This is a genomic window from Pseudomonas sp. BO3-4 (assembly GCF_034044115.1).
Taxonomy (GTDB): domain Bacteria; phylum Pseudomonadota; class Gammaproteobacteria; order Pseudomonadales; family Pseudomonadaceae; genus Aquipseudomonas; species Aquipseudomonas alloputida.
On the sequence record NZ_CP139018.1, the window covers coordinates 2151903 to 2164275 of the forward strand.

Sequence of the window (12373 nt, forward strand, 5' to 3'; positions counted from 1 at the left end):
TATGCTCGATTCCAAACTGTTACGCGGCCAACTTCAGGAAGTGGCGGATCGCCTGGCCTCCCGTGGCTTCAGCCTGGATGTCGCGCGCATCGAATCACTGGAAGAGCGCCGCAAGGCGGTGCAGACCCGCACCGAACAGCTGCAGGCTGAGCGTAACGCCCGTTCCAAGTCCATCGGCCAGGCCAAGGCCAAGGGTGAAGACATCGCCCCGCTGATGGCGGACGTCGAGCGCATGGCCAACGAACTGGCTGCCGGCAAGGCTGAGCTGGACGCCATTCAGGCCGAGCTGGATAGCATCTTGCTGACCATTCCCAACCTGCCGGACGCCAGCGTGCCGGTCGGCGCCAGTGAAGACGACAACGTCGAAGTGCGCCGTTGGGGCACGCCGAAGGCGTTCGACTTCGAAATCAAGGACCATGTGGCCCTCGGTGAAATCAGTGGTGGCCTGGACTTCGAAGCGGCTGCCAAGCTGTCCGGTGCCCGTTTTGCTGTGCTGCGTGGTCCGGTTGCCCGTCTGCACCGCGCCCTGGCGCAGTTCATGATCAACCTGCACACCGGCGAACATGGCTACGAGGAACACTACACCCCGTACATGGTGCAGGCGCCCGCGCTGCAGGGCACTGGCCAGTTGCCGAAGTTCGAGGAAGACCTGTTCAAGATCACCCGCGAAGGCGAGGCTGACTTCTACCTGATCCCGACCGCCGAAGTGTCGCTGACCAACCTGGTGGCGGGTGAAATCCTCGACGCCAAGCAGCTGCCGCTCAAACTGGTTGCCCACACCCCTTGCTTCCGCAGCGAAGCCGGTGCTTCTGGCCGTGACACCCGCGGCATGATCCGCCAGCACCAGTTTGACAAGGTGGAGATGGTGCAGGTGGTGGAGCCGGCTAAGTCGATGGAAGCCCTGGAAGGCTTGACCGCCAACGCCGAGCGCGTGCTGCAGCTGCTGGAGCTGCCGTACCGCGTGCTGGCCCTGTGCACCGGCGACATGGGCTTTGGCGCCGTGAAAACCTACGACCTGGAAGTGTGGGTACCGAGCCAGGACAAGTACCGCGAAATCAGCTCGTGCTCCAACTGTGGCGACTTCCAGGCACGCCGCATGCAGGCCCGCTGGCGCAACCCGGAAACCGGCAAGCCAGAGCTGGTGCACACGCTCAACGGCTCCGGGCTGGCCGTAGGCCGTACCCTGGTTGCTGTGCTGGAAAACTACCAGCAGGCCGACGGTTCGATCCTGGTGCCGGAAGTGCTGAAGCCTTACATGGGCGGCGTCGAGGTCATCCGCTAAATGGATTACCTGCCGCTGTTCCACAAGCTGCAGGGCGGCCGCGTGCTGGTCGTCGGTGGCGGTGAGATCGCCTTGCGCAAGGCGCGCCTGCTGGCCGATGCCGGCGGTGTGCTGCGGGTGGTGGCGCCGGACGTCGACGGCCAGTTGGCGGCGTTGGCCCGGGAAGGTGGCGGTGAGGTGCTGGTGCGTGGCTATCAGGCAGCCGACCTGGTCGGTTGCCGGTTGGTGATCGCGGCGACCGACGACCCTGGGCTGAATGCCCAGGTGTCGGCTGATGCGCAGGCGCTTAGCGTGCCGGTCAATGTGGTGGATGCGCCGGCCCTGTGCACGGTGATCTTCCCGGCGATCGTAGACCGCTCGCCGCTGGTTATTGCTGTTTCCAGCGGCGGTGACGCCCCGGTACTGGCACGCCTGATTCGCGCCAAGCTCGAGGCATGGATCCCTTCGGCCTATGGTGAACTGGCCGGGCTGGCGGCACGCTTCCGGCACAAGGTCAAATCCCTGTACCCGGACGTCAACCAGCGTCGTGGCTTCTGGGAAACCGTGTTCCAGGGGCCGATCGCCGAGCGTCAGCTGGCCGGGCAGGGTGCTGAAGCCGAACGTCTGTTGCAGGCGATGGTAGACGGCGCACCGGTGCAGCAGGGCGGTGAGGTGTACTTGGTTGGTGCCGGCCCGGGTGATCCGGACTTGCTGACCTTCCGTGCCTTGCGCCTGATGCAGCAGGCCGACGTGGTGCTGTACGACCGCCTGGTTGCACCCGCCATCATCGATATGTGTCGCCGTGATGCCGAGCGTATCTACGTAGGCAAGCGCCGCGCTGATCATTCAGTGCCGCAGGACCAGATCAACCGTCTGTTGGTCGATCTGGCTCGGCAGGGTAAGCGGGTGCTGCGCCTGAAGGGTGGCGACCCGTTCATCTTCGGCCGGGGCGGCGAAGAGATCGAAGAGCTGGCCGAGCATGGCATTCCGTTCCAGGTGGTGCCGGGCATTACCGCGGCCAGCGGTTGCTCGGCGTATGGCGGCATTCCGCTGACTCACCGCGACTATGCCCAGTCGGTGCGCTTCGTCACCGGGCACCTCAAGGACGGCACCAGCAACCTGCCGTGGAATGACCTGGTTGCGCCGGCGCAGACCTTGGTGTTCTACATGGGGTTGGTGGGCTTGCCGACCATCTGTGCCGAGCTGATTCGCCACGGGCGTGCCGCGAGTACCCCGGCGGCGTTGGTGCAGCAGGGGACCACGCGTAATCAGCGCGTGTTCACCGGCACCTTGGCGGACTTGCCAGACCTGGTGGCCCAGCACGAGGTGCATGCGCCGACCCTGGTGATTGTGGGGGAGGTGGTGCAGTTGCGTGACAAGCTGGCCTGGTTCGAAGGTTCGCAGAACAGCTGAAATCGTGGGGGCCGCTTTGTGGCCCATCGCACATGCCCCAGGCATTGCAAGGCCCTTGTGTGTGGGCCTTGTGTCGCGATGGGCTGCAAAGCAGCCCCGGCTTTCTCAAGCCTGCCAAATCCCTTTGCCCACCAACCGCTCTCTATCATGCGGCAAGCCAAAGTCCTGCAAAGGCCCTTTAGGCACAATCCCGTTCGGGTTGATGGTCTTGTGGCTCATGTAATAGTGCTTCTGGATATGCTCCATGTTCACCGTGCCCGCCACCCCAGGCCACTGGTACAGCTCACGCAGCCAGTTCGACAGGTTGTGGTAGTCGCTCAGGCGGCGCAGGTTGCACTTGAAGTGCCCGTGGTACACGGCATCGAAGCGCACCAGTGTGGTGAACAGGCGTACATCAGCCTCGGTCAGGTACTCACCCGCCAGGTAGCGATTGCGGCCTAGCAAGGCTTCCAGGTAATCCAGCTCGTTGAACACATCGTCGAAGGCAGCCTCGTAAGCGTCTTGCGTGGTAGCAAAGCCTGCGCGGTACACGCCGTTGTTCACCGCGGGGTAGATACGTGCGTTCAGTGCTTCGATGGTCGGGCGCAGCGATGTGGGGTAAAGGTCCAGGGTATTGCCGGTCAGCTCGTTGAACGCGCTGTTGAAAATGCGGATGACTTCTGCCGACTCATTGTTGACGATGCGCTTCTCTTTCTTGTCCCACAGCACAGGCACCGTCACGCGTCCTGTGTAGTGCGGGTCATCCTGGGTGTAGCGCTGGTGCAGGTACTGCAGGGCGTCTAGGTGGTCCCCGCTGGAGCCTTGCTGCTGATCGAAGGTCCAGCCATGGTCCTGCATCAGCCAGCTGACCACCGACACGTCGATCAACGGCTCCAGGCCTTTCAGCGCGCGAAAGATCAGGGTGCGGTGGGCCCATGGGCAGGCCAGCGACACGTACAGGTGGTAGCGGCCGGCCTCGGGGGCGGGCAACTGATTGCGGCGCTGGGCATTCTCCCGCTTGAACGTGCCGTCCTTGCCGTTTTCATACCACTGGTCGTGCCAGCGGCCGTCGATCAATAGGCCCATGGTGAGCTCCTGAAACAAAGTTGTTTGTCGTTGGAGCCCAGTCTAGGCCAAATCGTTCGAAGAAATAGCGCAAAGATCGCGGTTCTATTATCGGCTAAATCGATCTATTTCGAGTGTCCCAGTAGCCTTGCGCTGTTACGAACGCCTGCTCGCGGTGCTGTCCCAAACCACGCAGGGCCAGCGCCATGGTCGCAATCAGGGCCTTCTCGCCATAACTGTCTTCCACTTCGCCACGCCAGAACGCCAGCAAGTGTTCTGCCTGCAGGCTGGGCGGCTTGACATGGCGACGTTCGCTCAGCGCTGGCCACTCTTCATCCCACGCCTCACCCGCCGTGGTGCCGTAGAGATGGCTGATGACATCGGGATTGACCTCGATTTCGCCGCCATCACCCTTGATCACCACGGCATGGTCGCCCAGCAAGCGGCTGGCCTCGCGGTGCACGGCCTGGTAACCGGGGTGAAAGATGCTCTGCAATCCACAGCGAGCGCCCAGCGGGTTGAGCACCCGAGCCAGCGAGTGGATGGGCGAGCGCAGGCCCAGGGTATTGCGCAGGTCGATCATGCGTTGCAGCTGCGGCGCCCAGTCGTGCAGCGGGAAGAATGCCAGCTGGTGCTGGTCCAGCGCGTTGCCGACGGCGGCCCAGTCGCGGCACAGCGGAATCTGCAGCAGGTCGAGCAGTTGCTCTGTATACATACGCCCGGCAGTGTGTGCGCCACCGCCGTGCATCAGGATGCGCACGCCATTGTTGGCCAGGCACTTGGCGGCCAGCAGGTACCAGGGCAGGTGACGCTTCTTGCCGGCGTACGTGGGCCAGTCCAGGTCAACGGCGATGCGCGGCGCCTGCAGGTGGGCGCGCAGGGCCTCGGTGAAGCCGGCCAGCTCTTCGGCGCTTTCTTCCTTGTGCCGCAGCAGCATGAGGAAGGCACCGAGCTGGGTGTCTTCGACCTTGCCTTCCAGCAGCAGGGTCATGGCTGCACGGGCCTCCTCGCGGGTCAGGCCACGCGCGCCGCGCTTGCCTTTGCCGAGAATACGCACGAATTCGGCGAACGGGTGTTCGGCGGGGGGTTCCAGAGTGAGCGGACGAGGTTCGGTCATATGCAGTTGGTCGGCTTGGGCAGGCCCGCCAGCTTGGCGGCAAGTTTGGCGGGGGTGCCGTTGAACAGGCGGTTAAGGTGCGGGCTGTTGCCCTTTTCAGGGCCCAGCTTGAGGGCCGTGTACTTGATCAGCGGGCGGGTGGCCGGAGACAGCTGGTATTCCTGGTAGAACTGACGGAGCAGTTCGAGGATTTCCCAGTGGTCCGCCGTCAACGGTATACCCTCGCGCTTGGCCAAAGCCTCGGCGGCGTCGTGGGACCAGTCTTGCAGGTCGACCAGGAAGCCATCCTTGTCCAGGGCGATCACCTGATCGCCAACGGTGAGCGTATTCATAGCCAGCTGTTGACCTTATCGTATTGCAGCGACAGTTCGACGAACCCGGCGTAGTCCACGGCCGTTGCCAGGTCGTTGCCGACCGCGCGGGCCTGTACATCCTCGTCCAGGGCGAACAGGCGCTGGGCCAGGCCGGCGGCTTGCAAATGGCCGTGCGGCTCGCTGCCGCTGCGCAGGGCATACACGGCATCGCCGCACAGCAGCAGGGCATCTTCGGCACCGAGCAGGCGCAGGCAACTGGCCAGGCGCTCGTCGCCAAACGGGGAATGGGCAATTACATGCAGGGTTTTCATCAGAGCGTTATCACCTGGTCGAAACGGGCTATCAGCGCGGCCAGTGCTGCGTCATCGAGCACTTGCACCGGCAGCGCCAAGGTTTGGGCTGCCAGGCCGCGGCGGGCCAGGCTGTAGTTGCAGGCGAACAGTTCTTCGACACCGAACATCGGCAGCGCCTGCAGGTTGGCGGCCAGGTTCTTCTGTTGCACGGCGGCGGGTTGCTGGTCCGGCGCGAGCTGGAACACACCATCGTCGAGGAACAGCATGCCCAACGGCAGGTCGAACGCGCCGCCGGCCAGGGCGATGTCCAGCGCCTCGCGGGCAGAGGGGCCATTCCACGGTGCCTGACGGCTGATGATCAACAAGGACTTGGCCATATCAGTCGCCTCCGAAGCAGACAAGGCGATCGGCCACTTGCGCGGCCTCGTGCAGCTGGCCCAGCCCCGACAGTTCCCAGGGCTTGGGCAGGTTCACGGCCGGGCGCTGGTAGCGGTTGGCCTCGGCTTCGTCGAGCACGCCACGGCGCAGGGCGGCGGCGATACACACCACGGCGTCCAGCTGATGGGTCTGTATGAACGTGCGCCACTGGCCAGCCACGTCCAGTTCGTCCTGGGGGGCGACGACGTTGGCCGAGGCACTGTGCACCCCGTCCTGATAGAAGAACAGCCGGGCAATCTCATGCCCGCCGGCCAGCACCGCCTCGGCGAAGCGCAGGGCGCGTCGCGAAGAGGGCGCATGGGCCGGGGAGAACACCGCGATAGCGAATTTCATGGCTAACTCATGCAAAGGAATGGTGCCATGATAAAGCAAAAAAGCCCGCGCCCGCTTGTGCAAGCGGGCGCGGGCTTTTCATTCAAACGCCAGGTTCAAGCCTGCTCCTTGCTCTCCGGCAAGAACCAGTTCAGCACCAGCGCACAAATCCCCCCGGTAGCCACACCCGACTCCAGCACATTGCGAATCGCCGCCGGCATGTGCGCCAGGAATTCCGGCACCTGCGCTACGCCCAGCCCCAGCGCCAACGACACCGCAATAATCAGCAGCGCCCGACGGTCCAGCCGGGTGCTGGCCAGAATATTGATCCCCGACGCCGCAACCGCGCCAAACATGACCATCGCCGCGCCGCCCAGCACCGGCTCCGGCACGGCCTGAATCACCCCGGCAACACTCGGGAACAGACCCAGCAACACCAGCATTACGGCAATCCACATACCGATATGACGGCTGGCAATTCCGGTCAGCTGAATCACCCCGTTGTTCTGGGCAAAGATCGAGCTAGGGAAGGTGTTGAACAGACCGGCCAGCAGCGAGTTGGCGCCGTTGACCAGCACGCCCCCCTTGATCCGCTGCATCCACACCGGCCCTTCGACCGGCTGGCGCGACACCTTGCTGGTGGCGGTAACGTCACCGATGGCTTCCAGCGAAGTGACCAGGTAGATCACCAGCATCGGAATGAACAGCGCCCACGAGAAGCCCAAGCCAAAGTGCAGCGGTGTCGGCACCTGGAACAGCGCGGCCTCGTGCATTCCGGTAAAGTCCAGGCGGCCCAGGAAACCGGCCAGCGCATAGCCGACCGCGAGGGCGATGACGATGGCGCAGCTGCGCATCCACACCACCGGGATACGGTTGAGAACGACGATGATCGCCAGTACCACGCCCGACATCAGCAGGTTTTCGCCATTGGCAAAGGTGCCATTGGCCATGGCACCAAAGCCACCGCCCATGCTGATCAGGCCGACCTTGATCAGCGTCAGGCCGATCATCAACACCACGATGCCAGTCACCAGCGGGGTGATCAGGCGTTTGACGAAGGGCAGGATGCGCGACACGCCCATCTCGACGAACGAGCCTGCGATTACCACACCAAAAATGGCCGCCATTACGCCCTCAACCGGCGTACCTTGCTTGACCATCAGCGCACCGCCGGCAATCAGCGGGCCGACGAAGTTGAAGCTGGTGCCCTGAACGATCAGCAGCCCCGCGCCAAATGGGCCGAAGCGTTTGCACTGGACGAAGGTGGCGATACCCGAGATCACCAGCGACATCGAAACGATCAAATTGGTATCACGTGCAGATACACCCAACGCCTGGCAGATCAGCAGGCCAGGGGTGACGATAGGTACGATGATCGCCAGCAGGTGCTGCAGGGCTGCCAACAGGCCGATCAACAGCCGTGGCTTGTCCTCCAGACCAAGCACCAGTTCATTGGCAGGCGCCGCTGCGCCTGGGCTGTGTTCGTGTGAGCTCATTGCTGAAAGCCGCCCCGGAAGAAAAAAGGAGCGCATTCTACGGGGTGATGAAAGATAGCGGTAGAGAAAAGCAGGATGGCGGCATGATCGGCGACCATTTGCCTGGTTATCTGACTTTTTGGTCAGTTATTGTGATTGCAGGAATAGTTGGCTCGAAACTGATGTAGGAGCGAGCTTGCTCGCGATGCGCTGCGCGGGCGCCGCTCGATCTATCAGGCGCTGAACCTCTTCCGACGAACATCCCGCAGCCCGCCCCATTTCCAGCGTGTCTAGTCCTGAAATAGGTTTACACCTGTTCAGGTAGGCCGACAGGCCTCAAAACGCCCGATGCACCGCATCGGGCGTTTTGTTTTTCAGGGCCATATGAGGCCGTTCTGTATTGTAAATCTGCACTGCCTCGTCAACCATCTGCCTCGCTTGTTCCAGATCTTCAGGGCTACTCAACAGCAGCTCCATCTTGAGGATTCCGTTGATTCGCTCGGCCAGCGCGTTCTGGTAGCAGTCATACCCATCAGTCATGGAGCACTGAACGCCGTGCCGTTGATGTAGTGACTGGTATAGCGCCGAGCAATATTGGATTCCTCGATCCGAATGGTGGACTAATGGCTGGCGACGACGGCGCTTGCGTAATGCCTGCTTGAAGGCTTGCGCCACTGACTCGGCATGCAGGCTTTCATGGACGTGGTGGCCAACAATCTTCCTGGAGTACGCATCCGTTACCAGGCTCAGGTACAGCGGGCCCTTGCGTGCCGGCAGGTAAGTAATGTCGGCAACCCAGACGTGCTCCGGCCTTGTCGGAACGATCTGACTTGGGCCGGGTTTGAGTAAATTGGGATGGCGGTAGAAGCGATGAAAGCTTTGTGTTGTCTTGTGATAGGCCCGCTTAGGCAGCACTAGCAAACGGCGCTCTCCCAAGACCTGGAACAGCCTATCTCGGCCGACCTGGAATCGTCTGTCAGGTTGGCAATGCAGCAGATAGTGCAGCTTGCGTGTGCCCAGACGAGGCTGGCGTATCCGGATCTGCTGTACAAACTCAACCACCCGGTCTGCCTGGCGTTCTTTGCCATCAGCAACTCGATTGCGTTTGTAGTAAGCCTGTCGACTGATGCCTAGAAACTGACAAGCCCTGGCAATGCTCAGTCCTGCGACTTGACCTTGCGTGAGGACTTGCCGGATCGCTTTTTTACGACCGAGACACCATAGTCATTTTTCAGAACATCAACGACCGTCTCAAAGAATTGGGCCTTCTGGCTCATCAGCTCAAGCTGCTGCTCAAGCTCTTTGATCCGCTGCTCTGGAGTGAGCGTTTTTGGGTCAGACATCGCGCAGCTCCTCTCGTCGCGGATCGAGGCCCCCTGGCTCCAATCCTGCCGACCGTGCTTACGCAACCATACCAGAACCGTCGAGCGACCCTGGATGCCATACCGCACCTGGGCCTGCTTGTAGGTCAGTTCGCCTTTTTCTATCTGATCAACCACCGCCAATTTAAAAGACAGTGAGTAATCACGCTGTGTGCGCTTTACACCTTGCTCCATCAGACTCTCCGGAAATTCGGGATGGGAGGTGTAAACCTTATTCAGGACGGGACAGCGCCTACAAAAAAGCCCGCCTAAGCGGGCTTCTTGCGGCACAGCAATCAATCAGTCATCACGACCCATGATGCCAAACAACTGCAGCAGGCTGACAAACAGGTTGTAGATCGACACATACAGGCTGATGGTCGCCATGATGTAGTTACGCTCGCCGCCATGAATGATCGCGCTGGTCTGGAACAGGATGCAGACCGACGAGAACAGCACGAAGCCAGCGCTGATTGCCAGTTGCAGGCCGCTGATCTGGAAGAAGAAGCTGGCAACGACAGCACCCAGCAGAACGAAGAAACCTGCAGTGATGAAGCCGCTGAGGAAGCTCATGTCCTTGCGGGTGATCAGCACGTAGGCCGACAGACCACCAAATACCAGCGCAGTCATGGCGAACGCGGAGCTCACTACCTCGGCGCCACCGGCCATGCCCAGGTAACGGTTGAGGATCGGGCCGAGGATGAAGCCCATGAAGCCGGTAAGCGCGAAGGTGGACACCAGGCCCCAGGCCGAATCACGCAGTTTGTTGGTAAGGAAGAACAGCCCGTAGAAGCCGATCAGCACCACGAACACGTTCGGGTAGCCGACGCGCATCTGCTGGGCAACGAAAGCCATGACACCGCTGAAGGCGAGAGTAAGAGCCAGCAGGCTGTACGTGTTGCGCAGGACCTTGCTGATCTCCTGCTGCTCGACCTGCTGGCCGTGGTGGACGGCGTAATCCTGTTCGCGCATGGCGATACTCCTTGGTAAACCTGTGGTTTCGGACGTTCAGATGCTAGGAGTCTACCATTGCTCCTGCAACCCGCGACACAGAGAGTTTGACAGCGTGTTTCATTAAGGTATTATGGCGGCCGCAAAACGAGCTGGAAGCGTGGCCGAGTGGTTTAAGGCAACGGTCTTGAAAACCGTCGATGGGCAACTATCCTAGAGTTCTTATCTCAGGTAGTCCTTAGATGCATACTTCAAGTTAGTCAAGCCATCGCACCGGGGAATTGGCAGAGTGGTTGAATGCACCGGTCTTGAAAACCGGCGAACGTGAGAGCGTTCCCAGGGTTCGAATCCCTGGTTCCCCGCCAAACATAGACAAATCAAGGGCTAGAGAAATCTAAGCCCTTTTTTTGTGTCTGTAATTTTTGGCGTAGAGTGGAGTGGTTTGAGGCATGCTCCCCGATTCAGTAAAGCAAATGCACATTACTGCGCATTTGAACTCCTGAAGAAATGCCAGGTTGCCCAGATGCATACTTGTGGGTGGTAAACGTATTATCAGGCCAGCTTGGGGCACGCAGAAATAGGTGGTGGTGGGGGGAGGTTCATGTCCATTCCATCAAGGGGCGCATAGCTTCTGTGGCTACGCGGCATGGATTTACACTGCGTAGCTAAACCCCTGGCCGGCTTCCCTGTGGTTACGCCACGAAGAAGCGTTCCAAACTACCTCTGTCTTTTAGAGCTAATGAGGTGGCGATCTGATCAGGATTGCGCCTGCAGTTCATGTGTGGCGGATGCAGGCGGGGGCAGACGGACATTCCGGTGCGTGGCCCAATCATCGTCTGTATTGTCCGATGAGCTCTTCAAGTGTCTTATCTATCGGCCGTTGGTCAGGGTGAAGGCGGTGTCAGAGGTGGGGAGGCTTGACCGATCCCACCTGAGGCGCGCTCATCGGCAGGCGTCCGAAGCAGCGTTGGGTACTGGCATAGTACTCTGCTCGTGATGACCTACGAATTCGTGTGATTCACGAGCTATCCTGCTGCGTTTCTTGCAGCTAAGGCCAGGTTTTAGTGTGCAGCATTCAAGCAGATAGGTTATTTCAGGGCGAGCAGGTTTTGGTTGGAGCCTAACCCTCGTTTAGCTCAACGGCTTGGTAAGATAGCGCTGCACAGTCGTTTTTGACACGCCCAATTCTTGGGCTATCTCAGCGTTCGACATGCCGGCTTCCTTCAACAGGGGAGCGCGTTGGAGTGCTTTCTGGATGTCGCGGGAAGCAGGTCTACCAATTGGTCGCTCGGGCTGTGCAGCGATGTTCTCGAGGACACCATCCTGCTTGAGAGCGTTGAGCTTGGACGAGATGCGCTTCAGCGCGACATCGACAGGTTCACCGGAGTGAGCTGAGTGGGCGAGCAGGAGAAGGAGAGCGGGGTCTACTTCGAGCATCGAGGCAACGTTAGAAAGCGTGTCTATCGTCACGTTAGCCTTCCCGCCCTCAATGCGGCTTCTTCCCCTTCGACCGATCAAGGTCAGATCGTCCTGAGTCATTTTCCGGTTTTGTCTCAATGCTCTGACAACCGCCGCCATCGCCTCGCTAAGAGACATGTTCTTCACCCGTAAAAGACAGGATGAAGCCACATTGCGCCGATCCATAACACGCCATATAATAGCCATTAAGGATCGATAGCCTCTATTCTCTATGCGCAGAAATCATGCGGGGTAGTGCGGCACCCTAAATTCAGGCGGTTTCAATATATGCCATAAATTGACAAAAGTTGGGGTGGTGGTACAGATCCCTTCAGCCCATATGGTGGCAGTTTGGCAAGTCTGAATATGTGTTCGGCGGCACTTCACTGCAAGGTGTCGGTTTTCGGTCAAGCCCTCGTGTGCGAGTAAAAAATGAAAGGATCGAAAAATGTTTGTCACCCATGAGTCATGGAGTTCGGATGCATCTGCACTGTTAGGTGAGGGTCACACGTGCATGAGAATTGTGGAATGGCAAAGCTGCTATCACTTCTATCAAGTGATAGTTGAGGAAAAGCAGAATGAAAAAATGATAGCGCGTCAGTATTTCTTAAGTGACGTGGATGTGCTTGAAGATGTTCTTGAAAAACAGTCTGAAGATTTTAAAGTTGCTGAGGTTCTACTGATGAGTCCTGCTTGGATGAACGGAGGCGGGGGTTGGGCTATGAATAAGGTCTTAAGTTTAATCGTTGGGCAGGGAGAGGGAGGCGGTAAAGTATCGATGCATAAGGTTGCAGAGGGTGTTGTTTATACATCACCGGCAGGTGGGAAGATTGATACGCTAGAAGAGGAAGGTTTTAAGGTTCTGATTTAAGTCTTCTATAAAATAGCTGGCTTCTTTGGGTTGATCTCTAGCGTTAAACAGAAGCCACGCTTCGC

At 59.7% G+C, this 12373-nt stretch carries 14 protein-coding genes and 1 tRNA gene; 5 read left to right on the forward strand and 10 right to left on the reverse strand.

Annotated features, from left to right (window positions below; all coding sequences use genetic code 11):
• Position 1: 1 nt before the first annotated feature.
• Both serS and cysG read left to right on the forward strand, forming a co-directional pair.
• The gene (gene serS / locus REH59_RS09725; RefSeq protein ID WP_014859311.1) at positions 2–1282 is read left to right on the forward strand and encodes a serine--tRNA ligase; all 1281 of its coding nucleotides are present in this window, start codon (positions 2–4) and stop codon (positions 1280–1282) included.
• Positions 1283–2674, forward strand: a complete 1392-nt coding sequence (gene cysG, locus REH59_RS09730) for a siroheme synthase CysG (protein WP_003251202.1) — start codon at positions 1283–1285, stop codon at positions 2672–2674.
• Positions 2675–2779: 105 nt separating this feature from the next.
• Here cysG and REH59_RS09735 read toward each other — a convergent pair whose 3' ends face one another.
• From REH59_RS09735 to REH59_RS09765, 7 genes are all read right to left on the reverse strand, one after another.
• Positions 2780–3739 (reverse strand): glutathione S-transferase family protein, encoded by a 960-nt coding sequence (locus tag REH59_RS09735; RefSeq protein ID WP_014859310.1) that lies wholly within the window; start codon positions 3737–3739, stop codon positions 2780–2782.
• A gap of 94 nt (positions 3740–3833) precedes the next feature.
• Positions 3834–4835, reverse strand: coding sequence for a glycosyl transferase family protein (locus tag REH59_RS09740; RefSeq protein ID WP_014859309.1), 1002 nt, complete (start codon positions 4833–4835; stop codon positions 3834–3836).
• A complete protein-coding gene (locus REH59_RS09745; protein ID WP_010954804.1) occupies positions 4832–5167 on the reverse strand; it encodes a TusE/DsrC/DsvC family sulfur relay protein in 336 nt (111 codons plus the stop codon). Before REH59_RS09745 ends, REH59_RS09740 begins: the two co-directional genes overlap by 4 nt.
• Entirely contained in the window at positions 5164–5460 is a 297-nt protein-coding gene (gene tusB, locus REH59_RS09750; RefSeq protein ID WP_014859308.1) for a sulfurtransferase complex subunit TusB, read from the reverse strand. The genes REH59_RS09745 and tusB overlap by 4 nt, the downstream gene beginning before the upstream one ends.
• Complete coding sequence (gene tusC / locus REH59_RS09755; RefSeq protein ID WP_014859307.1) at positions 5460–5819, reverse strand: sulfurtransferase complex subunit TusC; 360 nt, start codon at positions 5817–5819, stop codon at positions 5460–5462. The genes tusB and tusC overlap by 1 nt, the downstream gene beginning before the upstream one ends.
• 1 nt (position 5820) lies before the next feature.
• Positions 5821–6213: a sulfurtransferase complex subunit TusD gene (gene tusD, locus REH59_RS09760; protein WP_003251188.1), complete on the reverse strand. Its 393-nt coding sequence runs from the start codon at positions 6211–6213 to the stop codon at positions 5821–5823.
• A gap of 95 nt (positions 6214–6308) precedes the next feature.
• A complete protein-coding gene (locus tag REH59_RS09765; RefSeq protein WP_014859306.1) occupies positions 6309–7688 on the reverse strand; it encodes a nucleobase:cation symporter-2 family protein in 1380 nt (459 codons plus the stop codon).
• Here REH59_RS09765 and REH59_RS09770 point away from each other — a divergent pair.
• Positions 7679–7855, forward strand: coding sequence for a hypothetical protein (locus tag REH59_RS09770; RefSeq protein ID WP_162996115.1), 177 nt, complete (start codon positions 7679–7681; stop codon positions 7853–7855). The two genes, REH59_RS09765 and REH59_RS09770, sit on opposite strands and share 10 nt — an antisense overlap.
• 148 nt (positions 7856–8003) lie before the next feature.
• Here REH59_RS09770 and REH59_RS09775 read toward each other — a convergent pair.
• Positions 8004–9223 (reverse strand): IS3 family transposase gene (locus REH59_RS09775; RefSeq protein WP_143496094.1). Its coding sequence is split into 2 segments (ribosomal slippage): positions 8004–8875 and positions 8875–9223, totalling 1221 coding nucleotides; the frame shifts between segments, so codons are not numbered across the junction.
• 105 nt (positions 9224–9328) lie between these two features.
• On the reverse strand, positions 9329–10000 hold the full coding sequence (locus REH59_RS09780) for a Bax inhibitor-1/YccA family protein (RefSeq protein ID WP_003251184.1): 672 nt from the start codon (positions 9998–10000) through the stop codon (positions 9329–9331).
• A 254-nt stretch (positions 10001–10254) separates the two neighbouring features.
• Between REH59_RS09780 and REH59_RS09785 the strand changes: the two genes are divergently transcribed.
• A tRNA-Ser gene (locus tag REH59_RS09785) sits at positions 10255–10344 on the forward strand.
• A gap of 766 nt (positions 10345–11110) precedes the next feature.
• On the opposite strand, the gene REH59_RS09790 is transcribed toward REH59_RS09785, so the two are convergent.
• Positions 11111–11575: a winged helix-turn-helix transcriptional regulator gene (locus REH59_RS09790; protein ID WP_320450488.1), complete on the reverse strand. Its 465-nt coding sequence runs from the start codon at positions 11573–11575 to the stop codon at positions 11111–11113.
• Between the two features lie 310 nt (positions 11576–11885).
• Between REH59_RS09790 and REH59_RS09795 the strand changes: the two genes are divergently transcribed.
• Positions 11886–12308 (forward strand): hypothetical protein, encoded by a 423-nt coding sequence (locus REH59_RS09795; protein ID WP_320450489.1) that lies wholly within the window; start codon positions 11886–11888, stop codon positions 12306–12308.
• Positions 12309–12373: the final 65 nt, after the last annotated feature.